Genomic DNA, 17,459 nt, shown 5'->3' on the forward strand with positions numbered 1-17,459 from the left:
TTGCCAATCTGTGAGAAGGGGCGAGTTTCTCTCTAGTGTCGCGCTCGACTTCTAATTAATAATCTCTGTTCAGCGAGAGCACGATAGTCTCGGATTTTTTGCCAATCTTAACTTCGTAAATAAACAGTTTAGAGCTAACCAATCCCGAACGATACTGTTCCATGCAGGACGTTCTGAATCTCATGGTTACCCACAGTAGGTCACCATCATTCAGATGACCCATCTTGGAAGCAAACAAATCCCGTCAGTATGCGTTTTCACGGCAGTTTTATCTTGACATTTCACCCAATGAAAATTAAAATATAATAATTAGTCTTATCAAATTCTCATTATATGGGTGAAAGGAGGAGTCGCAATGGCAAAGCAGCCACTACAACTTTTCATCAAGAAACAGGTGCAGACTGATCTATACAAGAAAACGGGGTTGGAGAAGACTTTAACGGCATTCAGCCTAACGACGATGGGAATCGGTGCGATTGTAGGTTCCGGTATCTTCATCACGCCCGGCCTGATTGCGGCCAACTACACGGGGCCGAGTGTCATGTTATCGTACGTGATCGCCGTGGTCGTCTGTGCGATGGCTGCGCTGTGCTATTCCGAATTCTCTTCGACGATTCCCTTAGCAGGAAGTGCCTATACCTACGTTTACGCCGTGTTTGGTGAATTTGTGGCGTGGATTCTAGGCTGGGCGTTGATTTCTGAGTATCTCTTCGCCGTGTCGTCGGTGGCCGTTAGTTGGTCATCGTATTTCCAGAACTTGATGGGGGGATTCGGGATTAAACTCCCGGCGTTCCTCCAAGCCGCAGCGGGTACCGCTGGTGTCAAGGGTGGTGGCATCGATATTGTTGCCTTACTGATCACCATGTTAGTGGCGGCGTTACTCTCGAAGGGGATTCGGGAATCAGCGCGAATCAATAACATTATGGTGATCGTCAAGATTTTAGTTATTCTCTTATTTATTGCAATTGCTATTTTTTACGTCAAGCCTTCAAATTACCGCCCATTTTTGCCATTCGGAACACACGGGGTCTTCAAAGGTGCCGCGGTAGCCTTCTATGCATACATTGGTTTCGATGCTGTATCAACCGCCAGTGAGGAAGTTAAGAATCCTAAACGCAACATGCCTATTGGGATCATCTCATCGCTGTTGGTAGCGGCGGTGCTCTACATTGGCCTGTCGGCTGTCTTAGTCGGGGTTGTGCACTATACGAAGCTTGGTGTGGCCGATCCAGTGGCCTTTGCCCTCAACCTGATTCATCAGGACTGGGCGGCCGGCGTGATTTCCTTTGGGGCCATCGTGGGGATGACGACCGTGTTAATCGTCATGTCTTACGGGGGCACGCGACTGTTGTTTGCCATCAGCCGTGACGGCCTATTGCCAGCATCGCTGAAGAAATTGCACCCTAGGACGCACGTTCCCGTGGCCAACACTTGGATTTTTGGGATCGTCGCTAGTATTTTTGCGGCGTTTATTCCCATTGATAAGATTGCTGAATTGGTTAACATTGGAACGCTGTCGGCGTTTGCGATGGTTTCACTTGGCATTGTCTTCTTGCGCCATGACGAACGGTTCAAGGACATGGACACGTCGTTTAAGGTGCCGTGGTATCCCGTCTTGCCAATTGCGTCCTTCCTGGCCTGCGTCTATCTGATGACGCAGTTACAACCATTTACCTGGGAAGCCTTTGGTGTCTGGGTCGTTCTTGGACTCATCGTGTACGTGAGCTACGGTTACCACCACAGCCGCGTTCGACGTGAGACGGCTACGGACTGACGGTGAACGGGCAGTCAAACAGGACTGAGACAAACATCGAAGCTTTGCTGCAGAGACGGCAAGGCTTTGTTTTTTATTAAGAATGTTATGGACTTAGAAAGTGTTAAGGAAAGGCCCCTATAATGGACAAGTCAGTTAAGACGAGAGTAATTTAAACCATTCGGTAAGCTGACGGGTGGATGGAAGGGTGGTCAACACAACCATGGAACCGCGACTGAGACCGAGAAGAAAGCGTCATCCCATTCGAAACATCATTATTATCCTGATTCTAGCCTTACTAGCAGGCGGAACAGCCTATGGGATGCATAAGTATGAAAGTTTAAAGAACACCGTGAAGAGCTCCTACAAGGCGTCTGGAGCGAAGAAACTACGGAATGTCGATGCGCAACTATCCGCGAAGAAGCCAATTTCGATTCTCTTGATGGGCACCGATACGGGGGCTCTGGGGCGGACGTTTGCTGGGCGGACGGATAGCATGATGGTTGTGACCATCAATCCCAAGACGGATAAGACGACGATTACCAGTATCCCGCGGGACACGGCCGTGAATATTCCGGGTTACGAGGACTACGGCGTTTCTAAAATTAACGCGGCGTATGCGTATGGAAAGTCCAAGACGGCCATCACGACTGTGCAACAGATGTTAAACGTGCCGATTGACTTCTATGCCATCATTAACATGGGTGGGATGGAAAAAATCATCAACGAGGTCGGTGGAGTGACATTGACGCCAACGTTGAGTTTTAGTTATGGTGGGTACACCTTCAAGAAGGGCGTTAAGACACACATGAACGGGAAGAAAGCTTTGGCTTACTCTCGGATGCGTGATGACGATCCAAAGGGGGACTACGGACGGCAAACGCGGCAACGGAAGGTCATTATGGCCTTGCTGAAGAAATCCGGCTCCGTTAGCACGTTGCTTAACGAAGAGTTTATTAGTTCACTGACAAAGCAAACGCAGACGGATCTGACGTTTAACGATCTGACGGCCTTGGCTACGAACTATCTGTCAGCCACGAAGCACATCAAGACGACCCACCTGCAAGGAACCAGCGAGACCATTAACAGCCAGAGTATGGAAGTGGCCTCAAAGACTGAACTGCAACGGGTGACGAATTACATTCGGAATGGCCTGAGTCTTGAATACAAAGCAACTGGGACCATTGCTAATATGGACACGGCGACCACTTCAACGACCAGTACGGATACGACTGGGAGTAATGGGGATGCTAGCGGTTCTAATGGCGGACCCGGTGGCGGGTATTAAATCAAAATAAAGCAAAAGCGAGACACTTTCTATGACTGAAGTGAACCCTTAAAGTTGGACACAGAATTTACGCTGCCTTCTGGATGGCGAGTTCCCGGTATTTTTCCGGGGACTTGCCATCCAGTTTTGTTTTGATCCGACGTTTATTGTAAAAGCTAATCCAGTCAGTCATAGCTTGAGTCAAGTCTTCCTTGTTCTCAAAATGCTCATCCATAACTTCGACCTTCATGATGTGGAAGAATGATTCAACTACCGCATTATCTAGACAAGTTGCTTTGCGTGACATGCTTTGAAATACGCGATGTTCTTTGAGTGTTTCTCGCCAGAATTTATGTTGATACTGGAATCCCTGATCCGTGTGGACTGTTGTTCGATAACCTAATTTTGGCAGTCCTTCCAATGCTTCTCTAAGCGGCTTTAGGGCAAATTCTACTGTTGGATGGTCACTGATGTTGAAGGCTAAGACTTCGCCTGAGAAGAGGTCAATCACTGGTTCTAAATAGACACGTTCACTTTGGCTCATACCACCGTATCGAAATTCACTGACATCTGTAACGAGTTTTTGATAGGGTCGGTCCGTTTTGAATCGTCGGTTCAACCGATTAGGCGCAATTTTACCAACGGATCCTTTGTATGAATTATATTTACGTTTTTGCCGATTGTACGCTAAACAAAGCCAATCATGCTCATGCATTAGACGCAAGACTCGTTTATGATTCACCGTGAATCCATGCTCCTGTAAAGCTTTAGTTAGTCGCCGGTAACCATACTTCTTGGTGTACTTAGAATCTTCCTGCCGGATCTCATCGATTGCCTGAATGATTGGAGAATCATCCAGCTTTTCACGCTGACGATGTGAGCGTGCGTAATAATACGTACTTCTTGGTACTTTGACGACCTTGAGTAGGAGCTTGATGGGCACTTGAAAGACCTGCCTTAACTCGGTCACTATTTGCGAGATTTCTTGTCTGCTGACTTCTTCTGAGCTAAGGCATCGAGTTTTTTTAGGTATTCATTCTCAATCTTTAACATCAAGTTTTCTTGTTTTAATTGCTTCAATTCATCGGCGGTACTGGAGTTATTGCGACTCTTTGAAGGCTTCGTTTGCTTATGTTTAGCCATGATTTTAGGCTTTCCTCGCTTCCGTTCAAGGCCAGCGATTCCTTGCTCCTCAAAGCGCTTCTCCCATTGCCAGATGGTGCTTGGCGAAGATAGATTGAAGTGCAGAGCCGTTACCGGAAGCGAGGCCTGATGTTGTTTTCTCCAGTTTAATACATCAACCTTGAACTGACTAGAATATTCTGGCTTCTGATCCTTCAGCTTCAATCCAGCTATACCGTATTTCCGGAAGCGACTAACCCAAAGAAGGATAGTTTCTTCCTTGCTGATACCATGTTTTCTGGCCAATGAGGTTGATCCAACTCCACTCAAATATTCAGTGACGACCTTAATTCTAAAATCTAAATCAAACTTAACCATAGTAAAACCCCCAAGGTTGGACTTTCTGTCCAACCTTGGGGGTTCACTTCAGACAAAAGGTTGTGGAGAGTGTTTTTTTTGAGCGACTAGGAAAAACAGTATTTTTTAGATGGACTATATCTGGCATAATGTGAAAACATGACAGAAAAGATCGAGCGGATGCCATTAACATTATCGGTGCTAACTCGGTTGTGCTAAAATATAAGTTATATAAATTATTTGATAAAAGATAGTGATTAGCTGGAGTGTGGGTGTGATGTGGTTGCATTAGAAAAACCTCCAAATAACTACTAATTATTTGGAGGTTTTATATTGAAAAAAGTCTTTATGTGCTTTTCCAGCGCCGATCGTGAACCGTACGTACATGCATTGTTCTACCAGTTAAAAACGTTAGGGATAAATGTTTGGTATGACTATGACAATTTGCGATTGGGTGACAATCGATGCGAAAAGAACTTAGTACTTCCGTTCCAAAATATACAAGTTGCCATTATTGTCATATCACACAATCTCTTCAGAAGTGCCTGTGCAATTGAGGAATTTCAAAAAATTAAGGAAACATATTTTCAAGGCAATTTAACTGTAATTCCCATCTTTTATTCATTCAATCCCAGAAAATTAGCTAAAAAAGATGCTTGGGTTAAAAATCTAATTTACCATGAAGTTGCATCTTCAACTGAGGACGTACTTGAATTAGCTAAGAAGATATTAGCAACACTTTTGCATCTCGAAGTTAATTGTGTCGATCAAGAGACAATTGGTGGCTTGATCCAGGCATTAGATTCAAAACAAATGATCACTAAACATGGTCAAAAGTTGGTTACAGTATTGCAATCATATCAGGCTATTTCTAAGAATAATGTTAATGCTCGTGTTGCCGTTCTCTATACTTTGTGTTGTTTAACATCTTCGGGAAGTCGATCCCCGCTGGGACTCATAAGAATCTCTGATTTGAGCCAGCATCTTTTTCAAAAAACTCAACTCAATATTCCAATAAACACGTATGAAGTTGATATTTTCGAAATGTTAACTTTACTATTGATTCAGGGGAAATGAGTCAATATACTCTACGCCACTATTCAGGGCATTAATGGTAGAGTCAACTACTTCGTCTATCCAAGTATCAATTGTTTTGTCTTTTCCGGAAACGATCGATGTCATCATACTTGCTGAAGGAAAGTCATTGAACTTTTTTTGCATATTCCTCAAATATGGGAATTGATCAATACTTTTACACATGTTATCAAAGACTGCTTTTGCTGCATATCCGGTCCACGGAATTGGGACATAAATTGCTCTTGTTCCATAATATTTGTAAGCTCTAAGATATTCATTATAAACACCGGATTTCGTAACAGGTTGGTCACTCTTAGCATCACCAAACATAAAGATAAATATCTTAAAATCAGAAATTATAGAATCACGAAACTCATTCTTTTCTGATTCGGTATCTTTAACCTTAAATGGTTCAATTCGTAAACGCGATGTAATCATCGGCGTGTGGCTTTGCTGAAGATACTGAAACGCTGCTCCAGTGAGGTAACCACCAATTCTCTTTCCTAGACCGTTATAAATATTAAATTTATTATCAATTAATTTGTCTGCTAGGGCTTGTGTTAATCTATAACTAAAATTATCTTCATCATTAGACGGTGCCCAAAGACTAGCTGAAATAAAAACGTTATGCTTAATTTGAACGTCTCGAATTCTATTAATCACTTTAGGAATTTCTTCATAGTTTTCTACTAAGTATGTTTCAATCCCATAATTTTTTTTAAGTGATTTAAGCTCATATTGTTGCATTTTGAACTCAAAAGTTTTTTTAGGATCCACTTGTTTTTGAATACTATAATGTATTGGTGCGTACTCGCCAAGAACTTCTCGCAACTCCGCAATATTTTTAAGAACTAAGTCATCTTTAAAACTGTACCCTACAAAAAGAAATGTATCTGTTGTTAACTCCTTAGTCAAAAAATCAAAAAATAAGTGGTGCTTGATTTTATGAGTTTGTAACTCTTTCTTTGTAATAATAATACTTTCATAACTGTCCAAATCACCGTTTATTTTAATTAGGTTAATTGCATTTTCCCTAATTTCATTGAGCTGTTGTGGTTTATAGATTTTAGAAAAGGGGTATCCTGTTTTTTCAAATAGTCTTCAATCATTGAATCATAGTTGGTTGTCCATATAGTTCGAAAATTTAGTTGCATCACAGTACTTAATAAATGGGAATCTCGATTCGAGCTTTGTAAGCGTTTCTTTATTTTCTCAAGTAATTCATTGCGATTGTATTTATCCTCATAAAATTGTGCCAACTCAAAAAGATCTGTTTTATCGTCTATACTAACTTTCAGATCTTTTGCAACTGGTTTTAAAAGTTCTAAAAGTCCTGGAAACCCTGCGTCAGCATCTAGTCCTGCTCCAAGAAATAATGACAAGGGACGTTGTTCAGAGACAGTCCTAAAACTCTCAAAGAAATTATCATTTCCTTCTTTTCGAATTGGATCACTTACTGTATTCTCCATGGCTTAAACCTCCAAATAATTAGTAGTTATTTGGAGGTTTTATAAATTAAGCTGATTTCGAAAATTGAACCGTTCTAACGCAGTTATTTTATTTGTAGCAGTGATTTCAGTATAAATCTGAGTGGTTGAGATGCTAGCATGACCCAATAATTCTTGGACAACACGCAAATCTGCACCGTTATTAAGTAATTCTGTAGCAAAGGTGTGCCGAATGTAATGGGGCGTAGCTTGTGGATTGATGTTACTCAACTCACGATATTTGTAGAAGACATTTTCAATTCCCCATATTGATAGACGTTGACCATATTTGTTTAGAAATAAGGCGTTAGATTTAGGTTCAAATTGACCTCTGCAATGTAGATAGGTTTGGATAGCTTTTCGCGTTGCCTCACTGGATATATAAAGGAGTCGTTCTTTATTTCCTTTACCGTGGGCAATGAAGGTCCAATCTACAAAATCAATATCGTTAAGGTCTAAGTGATTTAGCTCTCCAATTCTTAGCCCTGTGGCGATTAGAAGTTCGATTATCGTAATGTTTCTAGTGGCAATGAGACGGATGAAACCAGTATTTTCCTGCTTTTCCCGATATAGCACGCGAAGAAGTAACTTAATTTCAAGGGCAGTCAATACACGCGGAAGCTTCTTTTTTCGTTTTAGCAAGAGTCTGTGAGTGGAGCCAGGTAGGGGATGCGGAATGATGTTCTTACTGACAAGATAGTCTTGGAAAATCCGGATGAGGATTAATCGTCGGTGAATAGTACTGGTACTGAGTGATGAAGCAAGTAGTGAATCTATGTAATTTTGAATAACCATGCCAGTCAATCCAGCATGCGATGTGGTGAAACGTTCAAACTGTCTGAGATCGCTTCGGTAGGCTTTGAGAGTGTTGTTCGAGAAATTTCGTGAATCAGCGTAAGGTCGTAAAAATTGCTCATAAATTGATTCTGACATCTTGGCACACCTCAGGTCATCAATATTTTGTGTATAGTGAGTTCGAGAGCCTATATTATACGTTGCATAAATGGACTAGTCCAATAAGACGTTCCACAAAGATATTAATATCGGTAGTTTCAATGATTTGAGACAATTTTTCTGTAGGTATCCACTCATTTTTGTCGTGTCATCATTGAAGATTATCAGAGTTTTGTAGGTAAAGTAGCCGATGTTAAATAAGAATAGATACTCGGTGATAGTAATACTTTGTGATAAGTACTAAACTGAGATTGCATTGATGTGTTCACAATTACTGGTTAATCAGTGAATTGCTAAATTACTACAGAACGAGCGGGAGTGATTGATTTGAGTGAGCAACGAAAGGTTAAGAGCGTCTCAGAGTATTTAGAAGCTATAACTGATGCTAAGGAGCGAGCAAAGAGGAATAACGCTAAAACTAGTGTAGAACCAACTTTGTATTTTCGTGGTCAGAGAGAAAACTATGGTAATACACGACCAAGTATTGCGCGCTTTTTACAAACAACTAACGCTAACTCCAAGAAATTCAGGGATACTGAGAATCAGATAATAGAGGACTACATGGCAAAGATACCAGGGCTATTTAATGAATGTGAAAATAACTTTGATCGTTTAGCTTTAGCGCAACATCATCAGTTACCGACTCGACTTTTAGATTTGACAACAGATCCTTTAGTGGCACTTTATTTTGCGGTTGAGGGTAATTCCTTTTCGTCTCAGGACGTAGAAGATGATGGCTTTGTGTATCCTTTTTCGGATCAATATAATCAGAGAGAGTTAAAAAAATCCTTAGAAGCGGATAATTTAGATGACTTAATAGATCTTTTTAAAAGAACCCTTAGTAAAGAGCGAGCCATTCTAAAATCTCCTTATAGTGATGAAATCGTATTAGAATCGTCACTGGCTAGATTAAATGATGATGACAGAGCCTGCTTTTTGAAAAAATTGCGTAAGTTCTTTAGCAAGCTTAAGAAGAGCTACGATTTAAGTGACAGGAATTTAAAGCTTTGGTCTGAACTATATGAAAAAATTATAGAAATTAGACAGTTTAATATCATGCATCAGAATCTCCCAGGATCGCTTATAAAAGAATACAGAACGTGGAAAAATCAAGACGTTTCTGAGGCATATAATGAACTGAACGATGCAGTCTCAACGGGTCGGCTTTATCACCAAGTAAGAGAAGATATTAATGACTTTGCAGCAATAATAAATCCAATGGAAATGTATGCGCCAAAGATTGTTACACCACGACTAATTGATGATCGTATCAAAAATCAAAGAGGGTGCTTTATGTTTGTTCCTTTTATTGATATGGAGAATCAAAATAATTCGGAATATGGGCGTAGAATGCAGCGCCGCATCAACATTCTGAAGATTTCAGATGGTGATGGTTTGCTAAGAATTGTTATACCTGGAGAAGATAAACCGTACATCCGTAAACAATTGAAAGATTTAGGTATTACCGGAGGATTTATTTATCCAGATCCAAAACATATTGCAGAAGAAATTGTTGAACAGCACAAGGAAAGGTTCTGTGAGAAGTCGCAGCAAATAGATGACTGTGATGTTTAAAAAGTGTCTTATTGACGAAGGGATCAGGTTTTTGTTGTGCTTGATTACCAATAGAAATTTTGGCTTAGTCAAATTAAAAACGATTGAAGGTGAGGGCCTTCAATCGTTTTTTGCTAGTTAAATTGTTTTAGTACCCCAAACTCACATCCGTCAAATTAACCGACAAACTGCCATCAGCCAACCAACTCGTCAGGTTCTTCCCGAAAATATCCAGAATTGGCTTCGTATTTTCCTTAGCAAACCCAGTTTGGTGTGGGGTAACCAATACGTTCGGGTAATCCCACAGCCGGGAATCCTTAGCCAGTGGTTCCTCTTCGAACACGTCCAGTGCCGCATGCAACACGTTTTGATAGAGGAGGGCGTTCATCAGCGCCTGCTGGTCGACTGATTTGCCACGGCCCACGTTGATGAAAATGTTGAGCTCGTCCAATTGCTTGAAGAAGCTCTCGTCGAAGTAGTGGACGGTCGTGCTGGTCGCAGGCATGGCGTTGATGACCACGTCCGCATCCTTCAGCAGGGTGCTATCGTTAGCCAAGCTAGCCGTTTCCACAAAGCCCTCTACCGGATGACCCGAGCGATTGACCCCCGATGGGCGATTGCCAAAGCCATTCAGTAACTTCGCAATCGCCTGGCCAATACTCCCGGTACCATAAATAACGACCTTCTGGCTCGCCAGCATGCTCAAATCATCCCGTGCAGGCACCTGCCAGAAGTGACCCGCCTGATTCTTCACGGCTTCGTTAAAGCCGCGCACAAAGTACAGCAGGTAGCCTAACGTCGATTCCGCAATTGCCGGTGAGTAGACGCCACTAGCGTTGGTCACCTGGACATTATGGGCCTTGATCCAGTCCAGCGGCAGGTAGTCGATCCCGGCGCTGACCGTTTGAATCCATTTGACCTGGTTGTTTGGCGCCATCAGCGCTGCTGGGCCAACCTTTTTATCCCAACCAAAGATGATGGTGATGGGGGCTGCTGCTTCCCAGTTTTCAGCGTCGACGACTTCGACACCGGTCTTTTCCAATTGCACCCGTTGTTCAGCTGTTAAGGGTTGTAAGGTAAGTACGCGTTCTGTCATGATGAAAAACCTCCTCATACCTATTACTTATCTATTATTTTAGCACGACTTTGTGTATTTTATCCGTTAAATTTGAAAGCGCATGCATAATTTCCTAGCAAAGATAACACACATTTTCAGAAGTGTTACGAAAGTCACCGAACAATTAACACACGAATTTCGAATATATACCATCATCTTTGGGGATATTAAGGCCCAACCATTGAAAATTCACTTATCACTAGATATAATGAACACAAGACAGCAATTATTTATTTACACTAATAACGTTTGGGGAGGTTAGAAAAATGCTAAATCTTGGTCTGGATATCCTAGGCCTAGCACGGTTCCAATTTGGAATGACCACTGTCTTTCACTTCTTCTTCGTTCCATTTTCAATCGGGTTAGCCTTCGTGGTGGCAGTCATGGAAACCATGTACGCCATCAAGGGTGATGAGGACTACAAGAAGATGGCGCAGTTCTGGGGTAAAATGTTCCTCTACAGCTTCGCCGTTGGTGTGGTTACCGGTATCATCCAAGAGTTCCAATTCGGGATGAACTGGTCCGAATACTCTCGGTTCATGGGGGACATCTTCGGTGCACCATTGGCCATTGAAGCCCTGGCTGCATTCTTCTTGGAATCCACGTTCATCGGGATGTGGATGTTTACTTGGGGTCGCTTCAATAAGTGGGTCCACACGCTCTTTATTTGGTTAGTTATGTTCGGGTCTTCACTATCCGCATTATGGATTTTGGCGGCCAACAGTTTCATGCAAAATCCTTTAGGCTACATCATCAACCAACAGACTGGTCACGTTCAAATGGTCAGCTTTGGTAAAGTGATTGGGAATCCGCAGTTATGGAATGAGTTCCCGCATGTTATTTTCGGGGCTTTTGTAACCGCTGCCTTCGTTATCGCTGGGTGCTGTGCTTGGCGCTTACTTAAGAAAGACCACGTGGACTTCTACCGGAAGTCATTGAACGTTGCCTTAGTTATCGGTTTGATTTTCTCTCTGGGGTCCATCGCTACTGGTGACCTGCAGAGTCGTTACCTGATCAACAACCAGCCCATGAAGTTTGCCGCTATGGAAGGGCTCTACAAGAACTCGACCAACAAGGGTGAATGGGCCGCTGTCTCTGGCTTCAATACGAAGCAACACAAGACGACCTGGTCCGTCGACGTGCCTTACGTCCTGAACCTATTAAGTTATCACAAGACGACTGGGACCGTTAAAGGCATGAATCAAATCAATAAAGATATGCACGCGAAGTACGATAGGAAGTTTGGGAGCGACATGAACTACTACGTCCCAACGAAGACGCTGTTCTGGAGTTTCCGAATCATGTCAGGTGCTGGGGCCCTGTTCGCCTTACTCGCCATCGTGGGCTTGATCTTTAACCGTAAGAGATCACAATTGATTATGAAGCAGCGCTGGTTCCTCTACATTATGGGACTGTGCCTGTGGTTACCATTCGTTGTAAACACCGCTGGTTGGTTTATCACTGAATTCGGTCGTTACCCTTGGATCGTCTATGGCCTGTTGACCATTGCCGACGCGGTTTCGCCGAATGTATCTGTGGCCTCATTGCTGACAACGAACATCGTTTACTTTGCCATGTTTGCCATCATGGGGCTCATCATGATTATCCTCTGCCACCGGACGTTAAAGGCTGGTCCGGATGCCGAGAACACCGACGGCTATTCAGCTGGTGATACGAAAGAGTTAGATCCTTACTCGAAGGGGGCGTTCAACCATGACTAGCCTGCAGCTTGTATGGTTCATTCTCATTGGCGTGTTGTTTAGTGGTTTCTTCTTCCTTGAAGGGTTCGACTTCGGTGTCGGGATGTTGGTGAAGAGTTTCGCCAAGAACAGTGACGAACGGGACGTGGTCATCAAGACCATTGGCCCACACTGGGACGGTAACGAAGTTTGGCTGATCACTGCCGGTGGGGCGATGTTCGCGTCCTTCCCAATGTGGTATGCCACCTTATTCTCTGGCTTCTATCTGATTTTATTCCTGATTCTAGCAGCTTTGATTTTCCGGGGTGTTTCCTTCGAGTTCCGAGCAAATATGAAAACGGATACTTGGCGGAGCTTCTGGGAATGGGCTTCGACCATCGGGAGTTTCTGTGCAGCCTTCCTCTTTGGGATGCTGTTCACCGCAATGATTGCCGGGATGCCAATTGATAAGAATGGTGACATGACCGCTCACTTTGGCGATTACGTTAATTTGTTCTCCCTCGTTGGTGGGGTTGCTGTGACCGTCTTGAGTCTGGTCCACGGCTTGAACTTCATCCGTTTGAAGACTTCCGGCGGTTTGCGAGACCGGGCCTTAGCCTGGAACAAGATTCTTTACCCGGTACTCTTTGCCGGGGAAGTGCTCTTCGCCGTTCTGTTATTCTTCTCCACCGACTTCTTCGCCAAGAAGCCAATGACCACCACGGCTATCGTGGTCGCACTGGTCATCTTCACCGCCTTGGCTTACTGGGGTGTTCTGGGGAACCACGAGTGGCTGTCCTTTGTTGGCAGTGGGTTATCACTGATTAGTGTGGTTGTCTTGATCTTCAATGGGTTATTCCCACGGGTCATGATCGCCAACAATCCGGCCAACTCGCTGTTAATCAAGAACTCTTCAAACTCACCTTACACGCTTCATCTGATGACGATTCTCACGTTCAGTATTCTGCCGATCGTGCTGATCTACTTCATCTGGAGTTACTGGGTCTTCTACAAGCGTCTGGCTTCACCAAAGCAGAGCGCTTAGCTTGAAATAAATGCAATCGGGGATGTCGTCTTCGGGCGGCGTCCTTTTTGATTGGCTGCACCCATGAAATGAAGAGTCAAAATTGAGCGTATATCAGCGATGTAAGCGCTCGAAATGTGGCGATGAAAGCTGTATCATAGCAGTAAGACTTACTTGTTTAGAGGGGGCGTTATTTTGATTGATCAGCGTGTTTTTAAATTTCCAGGCGTCAAGCCGGCCGCAGCCGTAATGGCCGTCCTAACGTTCATTCAGGCGTTCATGATTATCTTTCAGGCTCGTTACCTGTCAATTGCCATCGTGAACCTGTGGCACATGAAATCCGTGCGGACCATTGTGGCGCCACTGGCCCTGTTTGCCGTGGCCTTTCTAGCACGCCATCTCCTTACGTTGGCACAGAATTGGCTCCTGTATCCGTTCGTGGAGAAAACGACGAAGACTTTACGGAAGCAGTTCATGGCCAAGTTATTTGACCTAGGGCCCAGTGTTGTTGCGCAGAAGGGAACCGGGAACGTGGTCACCATGGGCCTTGAGGGGATCGATAAGATTCAGACGTATTTGATGCTGATTATCGGCAAGGTGTTGGATCTATCCCTGACACCGTGGATTGTCTTGATTTACATAGCCTTGATCCAGTGGAAAGAAGCGTTATTCCTGCTCGCTATCTACCCGTTAATTATCTTCTTTATGATTATTCTGGGACTCGCGGCGCAGGCCAAAGCCGACCGGCAGTATGCGGGCTACCAGCGGTTATCCAATCACTTTGTCGATACCTTGCGGGGGTTGCCAACGTTGAAGCAGTTGGGGTTGAACAAGACCTATGCCAACAACGTCTACCAGGTCAGCGAGGATTATCGAAAGAAGACCATGTCGACCCTGACGATTGCGATGACCTCAACGTTTGCGTTGGATTTCTTCACGACCTTGTCCATCGCCATCATCGCCGTCTTCTTGGGTTTTGGCCTGATGAACGGGACGATTCATTTGTTGCCCGCCTTAATTATTTTGACCCTAGCGCCGGACTACTTTGCACCAATTCGTAACTTTGCTAACGACTATCATGCGACGTTGAACGGGAAGAATGCGCTGACGGCGGTTCTAGACGTTTTGCAACGCAAGACGCCAGCTGACCGGGACCTATTGCCAGTACGTGATCCTGTCTGGCAGGCAAATGATGCCATCAAGTTCAACCACGTCAACGTCAGCTATGAGGACACGGATAAGCCGACACTGAAGAACATAAACTTTGACGTTCGTGGCTTTCAGAAGGTGGGCATCATCGGCGCTTCTGGTTCCGGGAAATCCACCTTAATCAACACGTTAGGGGGCTTTTTGAGTCCGGATGACGGTCAAATCAACGTGCGAGGCACGGCCGTTCCCCATCTTGACCAGCAAGCTTGGCAGCACAGCTTCGTTTACATTCCACAGGCACCGTATCTTTTCCACGCCAGTTTGCGCGATAACTTGGCCTTCTACGCGCCCAATGCGTCTGATGATGCGATTGCTGCAGCGGCAGCGAAGGCTGGACTGACCGACTGGATTGCCACGTTGCCGGCTGGCTTGGATACGCCAATCGGTGAAGGTGCGCGGGGCGTCAGTGGGGGACAGGCCCAACGAATTGCGTTGGCGCGAGCCTTCCTGGACGATTCACGGCGAATCTTACTGTTTGACGAACCCACAGCGCATCTGGATATTGAAACGGAAGTCGAGTTGAAGCAGACCATGTTGCCAGTCTTTGACAACCACTTGGTCTTCTTCGCGACTCATCGGTTACATTGGATGAATGAGATGGATTATATTTTAGTTATGGACCATGGTGAGATCGTCCAACAAGGGACACCTGCTGAACTTCAGCAACAGGGCGGTGCCTATGTACGGTTGCGGTCCGAAATGGAAGGGGCGACGGTCAAATGAAGGGATTCTTTGCGACATTTAAAAATGATCACTGGGTCATGCCATATCTCCGTCGCTATAAGAAGCTTCTGGCATTGGTCCTGTTCCTAGGGTTTATGACCTTCTTCTGCGGAGGCGCGCTGATGTTTAACTCCGGCTATCTGATTAGTCGGGCAGCCACGCATCCCTACAACATCTTGATGATCTACGTGCCCATCGTCTTGGCACGGGCCTTCGGGATCGGTCGGCCAGCCTTTCGCTATGCGGAACGCTTGACCAGCCACAACTGGGTGCTACGGATTGTCTCGGACTTTCGGAAGCGACTCTATGAGGCCGTGGAGAAACAGGCTGTGGCGATTCGCCAGACGCACCAGACCGGGGACGTCTTGAGTATCTTGGCTGAGGACATTGATCACATTGAGAATTTATACCTCCGGACAGTCTTTCCATTAGTGATTGGCTGGTTACTCTATGCCTTCGTCGTCATTGGTATCGGCTACTTTAACTGGGCCTTTGGGCTGTTGATGCTCGTTTTATTGGGCGCCATTGTCCTTGTGATGCCGCTTCTTTCGGTGGCTGTCAACGGTCGGCGAGAATTTCAGGCGCGCCAGGTGCAACGGACCTTCTACACGCAATTGACCGATGCGGTGTTGGGGTTGGGCGATTGGCTGATTTCTGGTCGGCGTCACGACTTTCTCGCGCAGCAGGATGCACCAATCGATGAGATTGCTAAGCTGCGGCGCGCCGATCACCATTTTCAGTGGTGGCGCAACTTTGCCATTCAATTTATCTTCGGTGCTGCGGTCATTCTGCTGGTATGGTGGGCCGGTGTCATGTTCACCCACAATCAGGCGGAAGCTAACTGGGTTGCTGCCTTTGGACTAGCACTATTTCCGACCGTAGAACCCTTTGCCGACATGAGTCAGGGGGTCAGCGAGTGGCCGGTCTATCAGGACTCCATCAAGCGGGTTAACGCATTGGATGAAAATGAACCGGAACAGGTTGCGCAGACGACGATTGGCAATTTGACCGAATTGAAGTTAGATCACGTGAAATTTACCTATCCAGGCGCGGCTCGTGAAGTCATTGACGACCTGTCGTTGACGTTACACCCCGGAGAAAAGTTGGCGTTGCTGGGACCAAGTGGCACCGGGAAGAGTACGCTGTTGAAGCTGGTGCTGGGCGATGAGACGCCGACAAGTGGTCAAATCACGCTGAATGGCGAACCTATTTCTCGGTTGCAGGACCAGCGAGCCCAACTATTCGGGGTGCTGGACCAACAACCTTATCTGTTCAATACGACGGTCATGAACAACGTGCGGTTAGGGAATCTTAATGCTTCCGATGAAGAGGTTATGGCGGCAGTTAAGGCCGTTGAGCTCGATGATCTGATCACGCGGTTACCAGCGGGGTATCAGACGCAGGTTCAGGAGGCCGGTAGTCGGTTCTCTGGTGGGGAACGGCAACGGTTGTCACTGGCACGGATTCTGCTGCAGGATGCGCCGATTATTATCTTGGACGAACCCACAGTTAGCCTGGATCCCATCACCGAACAGCATTTGCTGGATACAGTGTTTGACGTGCTTCACGACAAGACAATCATTTGGGTGACCCACCATCTGGCGGGTATCAACCACGTTGATCAGGTTCGTTTCATTGAGGACGGGCACTTTGACATGCAAGGAACTCCGGCGGAACTGTACCGGGACAATCCGCGGTTCCAGTCGCTGTATAACTTGGATCGTGGCCGGTGAGTTATTAACTGTGTTTGATGAGGAATCGTTGTGAAGACGATTCCTTTTATTTTTCAAAAAAAATCCTCTGGTGGGTTGTCCAGAGGATTTAATGTTGCCTGTGAAACGTGGAGCGAGTCCAGCGCTTTGTATGGCCCCATAGGGATCGTTGTCTATGGGATGTGTTTGGGTGTGTGTGCTTGTATCTGACGGAGCAAAGGAAACGTTTTTCTATGCTAGAAAGTGAATTGCGCCACTGCTTGTTGGTTGTGTGGAAATTTGCGATAACTTGGTTGGCGAGTCTTGATATTGAAATACTGAGAGCGAACATTGTGTGGTACTTGCTGGGCTCAACTGTCATGATACGGAATGGTCAGTTTATTCGCAAGCGAACGGCTCAGTAATCGTAGTCACCCTTTAAGTA

General features: G+C 45.1%; 14 protein-coding genes. 8 read left to right on the forward strand and 6 right to left on the reverse strand.

The genetic code is table 11. The annotated features are described in order from the left end of the window. Window positions 1–355: 355 nt before the first annotated feature. Window positions 356–1,774 carry an amino acid permease gene (locus ACEPSU_RS04785; RefSeq protein WP_395323575.1) on the forward strand — a complete coding sequence of 473 codons (1,419 nt, stop codon included), beginning with the start codon at window positions 356–358 and terminating at the stop codon, window positions 1,772–1,774. Between the two features lie 202 nt (window positions 1,775–1,976). Continuing rightward, window positions 1,977–3,041 carry an LCP family protein gene (locus tag ACEPSU_RS04790; protein ID WP_395323140.1) on the forward strand — a complete coding sequence of 355 codons (1,065 nt, stop codon included), beginning with the start codon at window positions 1,977–1,979 and terminating at the stop codon, window positions 3,039–3,041. 67 nt (window positions 3,042–3,108) lie between these two features. Here ACEPSU_RS04790 and ACEPSU_RS04795 read toward each other — a convergent pair whose 3' ends face one another. Next, window positions 3,109–3,990 carry an IS3 family transposase gene (locus ACEPSU_RS04795; RefSeq protein ID WP_260338566.1) on the reverse strand — a complete coding sequence of 294 codons (882 nt, stop codon included), beginning with the start codon at window positions 3,988–3,990 and terminating at the stop codon, window positions 3,109–3,111. Next, a complete protein-coding gene (locus ACEPSU_RS04800) occupies window positions 3,990–4,520 on the reverse strand; it encodes a helix-turn-helix domain-containing protein (RefSeq protein WP_260338565.1) in 531 nt (176 codons plus the stop codon). The genes ACEPSU_RS04795 and ACEPSU_RS04800 overlap by 1 nt, the downstream gene beginning before the upstream one ends. Window positions 4,521–4,832: 312 nt before the next feature. On the opposite strand from ACEPSU_RS04800, the gene ACEPSU_RS04805 reads away from it, so the two are divergent. After that, complete coding sequence (locus tag ACEPSU_RS04805) at window positions 4,833–5,576, forward strand: toll/interleukin-1 receptor domain-containing protein (RefSeq protein WP_395322967.1); 744 nt, start codon at window positions 4,833–4,835, stop codon at window positions 5,574–5,576. Here ACEPSU_RS04805 and ACEPSU_RS04810 read toward each other — a convergent pair. Genes ACEPSU_RS04810 through ACEPSU_RS04820 form a run of 3 tightly spaced genes read right to left on the reverse strand, consistent with a single transcriptional unit; the run spans window position 5,556 to window position 7,996 of the window. Next, window positions 5,556–6,641, reverse strand: coding sequence for an SIR2 family protein (locus ACEPSU_RS04810; RefSeq protein WP_395323141.1), 1,086 nt, complete (start codon window positions 6,639–6,641; stop codon window positions 5,556–5,558). The two genes, ACEPSU_RS04805 and ACEPSU_RS04810, sit on opposite strands and share 21 nt — an antisense overlap. Beyond that, entirely contained in the window at window positions 6,590–7,045 is a 456-nt protein-coding gene (locus tag ACEPSU_RS04815) for a hypothetical protein (protein WP_395322968.1), read from the reverse strand. The genes ACEPSU_RS04810 and ACEPSU_RS04815 overlap by 52 nt, the downstream gene beginning before the upstream one ends. Window positions 7,046–7,084: 39 nt before the next feature. Next, on the reverse strand, window positions 7,085–7,996 hold the full coding sequence (locus tag ACEPSU_RS04820) for a tyrosine-type recombinase/integrase (RefSeq protein ID WP_395322969.1): 912 nt from the start codon (window positions 7,994–7,996) through the stop codon (window positions 7,085–7,087). A gap of 348 nt (window positions 7,997–8,344) precedes the next feature. On the opposite strand from ACEPSU_RS04820, the gene ACEPSU_RS04825 reads away from it, so the two are divergent. After that, window positions 8,345–9,592, forward strand: a complete 1,248-nt coding sequence (locus ACEPSU_RS04825) for an FRG domain-containing protein (RefSeq protein ID WP_395322970.1) — start codon at window positions 8,345–8,347, stop codon at window positions 9,590–9,592. 127 nt (window positions 9,593–9,719) lie between these two features. Here ACEPSU_RS04825 and ACEPSU_RS04830 read toward each other — a convergent pair whose 3' ends face one another. Beyond that, on the reverse strand, window positions 9,720–10,667 hold the full coding sequence (locus ACEPSU_RS04830) for an NAD(P)-dependent oxidoreductase (protein WP_395323577.1): 948 nt from the start codon (window positions 10,665–10,667) through the stop codon (window positions 9,720–9,722). 287 nt (window positions 10,668–10,954) lie between these two features. Here ACEPSU_RS04830 and ACEPSU_RS04835 point away from each other — a divergent pair, with 287 nt between their 5' ends. From ACEPSU_RS04835 to cydC, 4 genes are all read left to right on the forward strand, one after another. Then, window positions 10,955–12,409 carry a cytochrome ubiquinol oxidase subunit I gene (locus ACEPSU_RS04835; protein WP_395322972.1) on the forward strand — a complete coding sequence of 485 codons (1,455 nt, stop codon included), beginning with the start codon at window positions 10,955–10,957 and terminating at the stop codon, window positions 12,407–12,409. Next, window positions 12,402–13,412, forward strand: a complete 1,011-nt coding sequence (cydB, locus tag ACEPSU_RS04840) for a cytochrome d ubiquinol oxidase subunit II (protein WP_125701367.1) — start codon at window positions 12,402–12,404, stop codon at window positions 13,410–13,412. Before ACEPSU_RS04835 ends, cydB begins: the two co-directional genes overlap by 8 nt. A gap of 174 nt (window positions 13,413–13,586) precedes the next feature. Beyond that, window positions 13,587–15,323 carry a thiol reductant ABC exporter subunit CydD gene (gene cydD, locus ACEPSU_RS04845; RefSeq protein ID WP_395322973.1) on the forward strand — a complete coding sequence of 579 codons (1,737 nt, stop codon included), beginning with the start codon at window positions 13,587–13,589 and terminating at the stop codon, window positions 15,321–15,323. Next, window positions 15,320–17,056 (forward strand): thiol reductant ABC exporter subunit CydC, encoded by a 1,737-nt coding sequence (gene cydC, locus ACEPSU_RS04850; protein WP_020089535.1) that lies wholly within the window; start codon window positions 15,320–15,322, stop codon window positions 17,054–17,056. Before cydD ends, cydC begins: the two co-directional genes overlap by 4 nt. Window positions 17,057–17,459: the final 403 nt, after the last annotated feature.

Origin of the sequence: Levilactobacillus parabrevis (assembly GCF_044051715.1) — a bacterium.
In the GTDB taxonomy this organism is placed as follows: domain Bacteria; phylum Bacillota; class Bacilli; order Lactobacillales; family Lactobacillaceae; genus Levilactobacillus; species Levilactobacillus parabrevis.

What these genes read in the sequence shown, in the direction of transcription:
- ACEPSU_RS04790 (WP_395323140.1), top strand. Translation starts at nt 1,977, where the DNA reads ATGGAACCGCGACTGAGACCGAGAAGAAAGCGTCATCCCATTCGAAAC.
- ACEPSU_RS04800 (WP_260338565.1), bottom strand. Translation starts at nt 4,520, where the DNA reads ATGGTTAAGTTTGATTTAGATTTTAGAATTAAGGTCGTCACTGAATAT.
- ACEPSU_RS04820 (WP_395322969.1), bottom strand. Translation starts at nt 7,996, where the DNA reads ATGTCAGAATCAATTTATGAGCAATTTTTACGACCTTACGCTGATTCA.
- cydB (WP_125701367.1), top strand. Translation starts at nt 12,402, where the DNA reads ATGACTAGCCTGCAGCTTGTATGGTTCATTCTCATTGGCGTGTTGTTT.
- cydC (WP_020089535.1), top strand. Translation starts at nt 15,320, where the DNA reads ATGAAGGGATTCTTTGCGACATTTAAAAATGATCACTGGGTCATGCCA.
- ACEPSU_RS04830 (WP_395323577.1), bottom strand. Translation starts at nt 10,667, where the DNA reads ATGACAGAACGCGTACTTACCTTACAACCCTTAACAGCTGAACAACGG.
- ACEPSU_RS04835 (WP_395322972.1), top strand. Translation starts at nt 10,955, where the DNA reads ATGCTAAATCTTGGTCTGGATATCCTAGGCCTAGCACGGTTCCAATTT.
- ACEPSU_RS04815 (WP_395322968.1), bottom strand. Translation starts at nt 7,045, where the DNA reads ATGGAGAATACAGTAAGTGATCCAATTCGAAAAGAAGGAAATGATAAT.
- ACEPSU_RS04785 (WP_395323575.1), top strand. Translation starts at nt 356, where the DNA reads ATGGCAAAGCAGCCACTACAACTTTTCATCAAGAAACAGGTGCAGACT.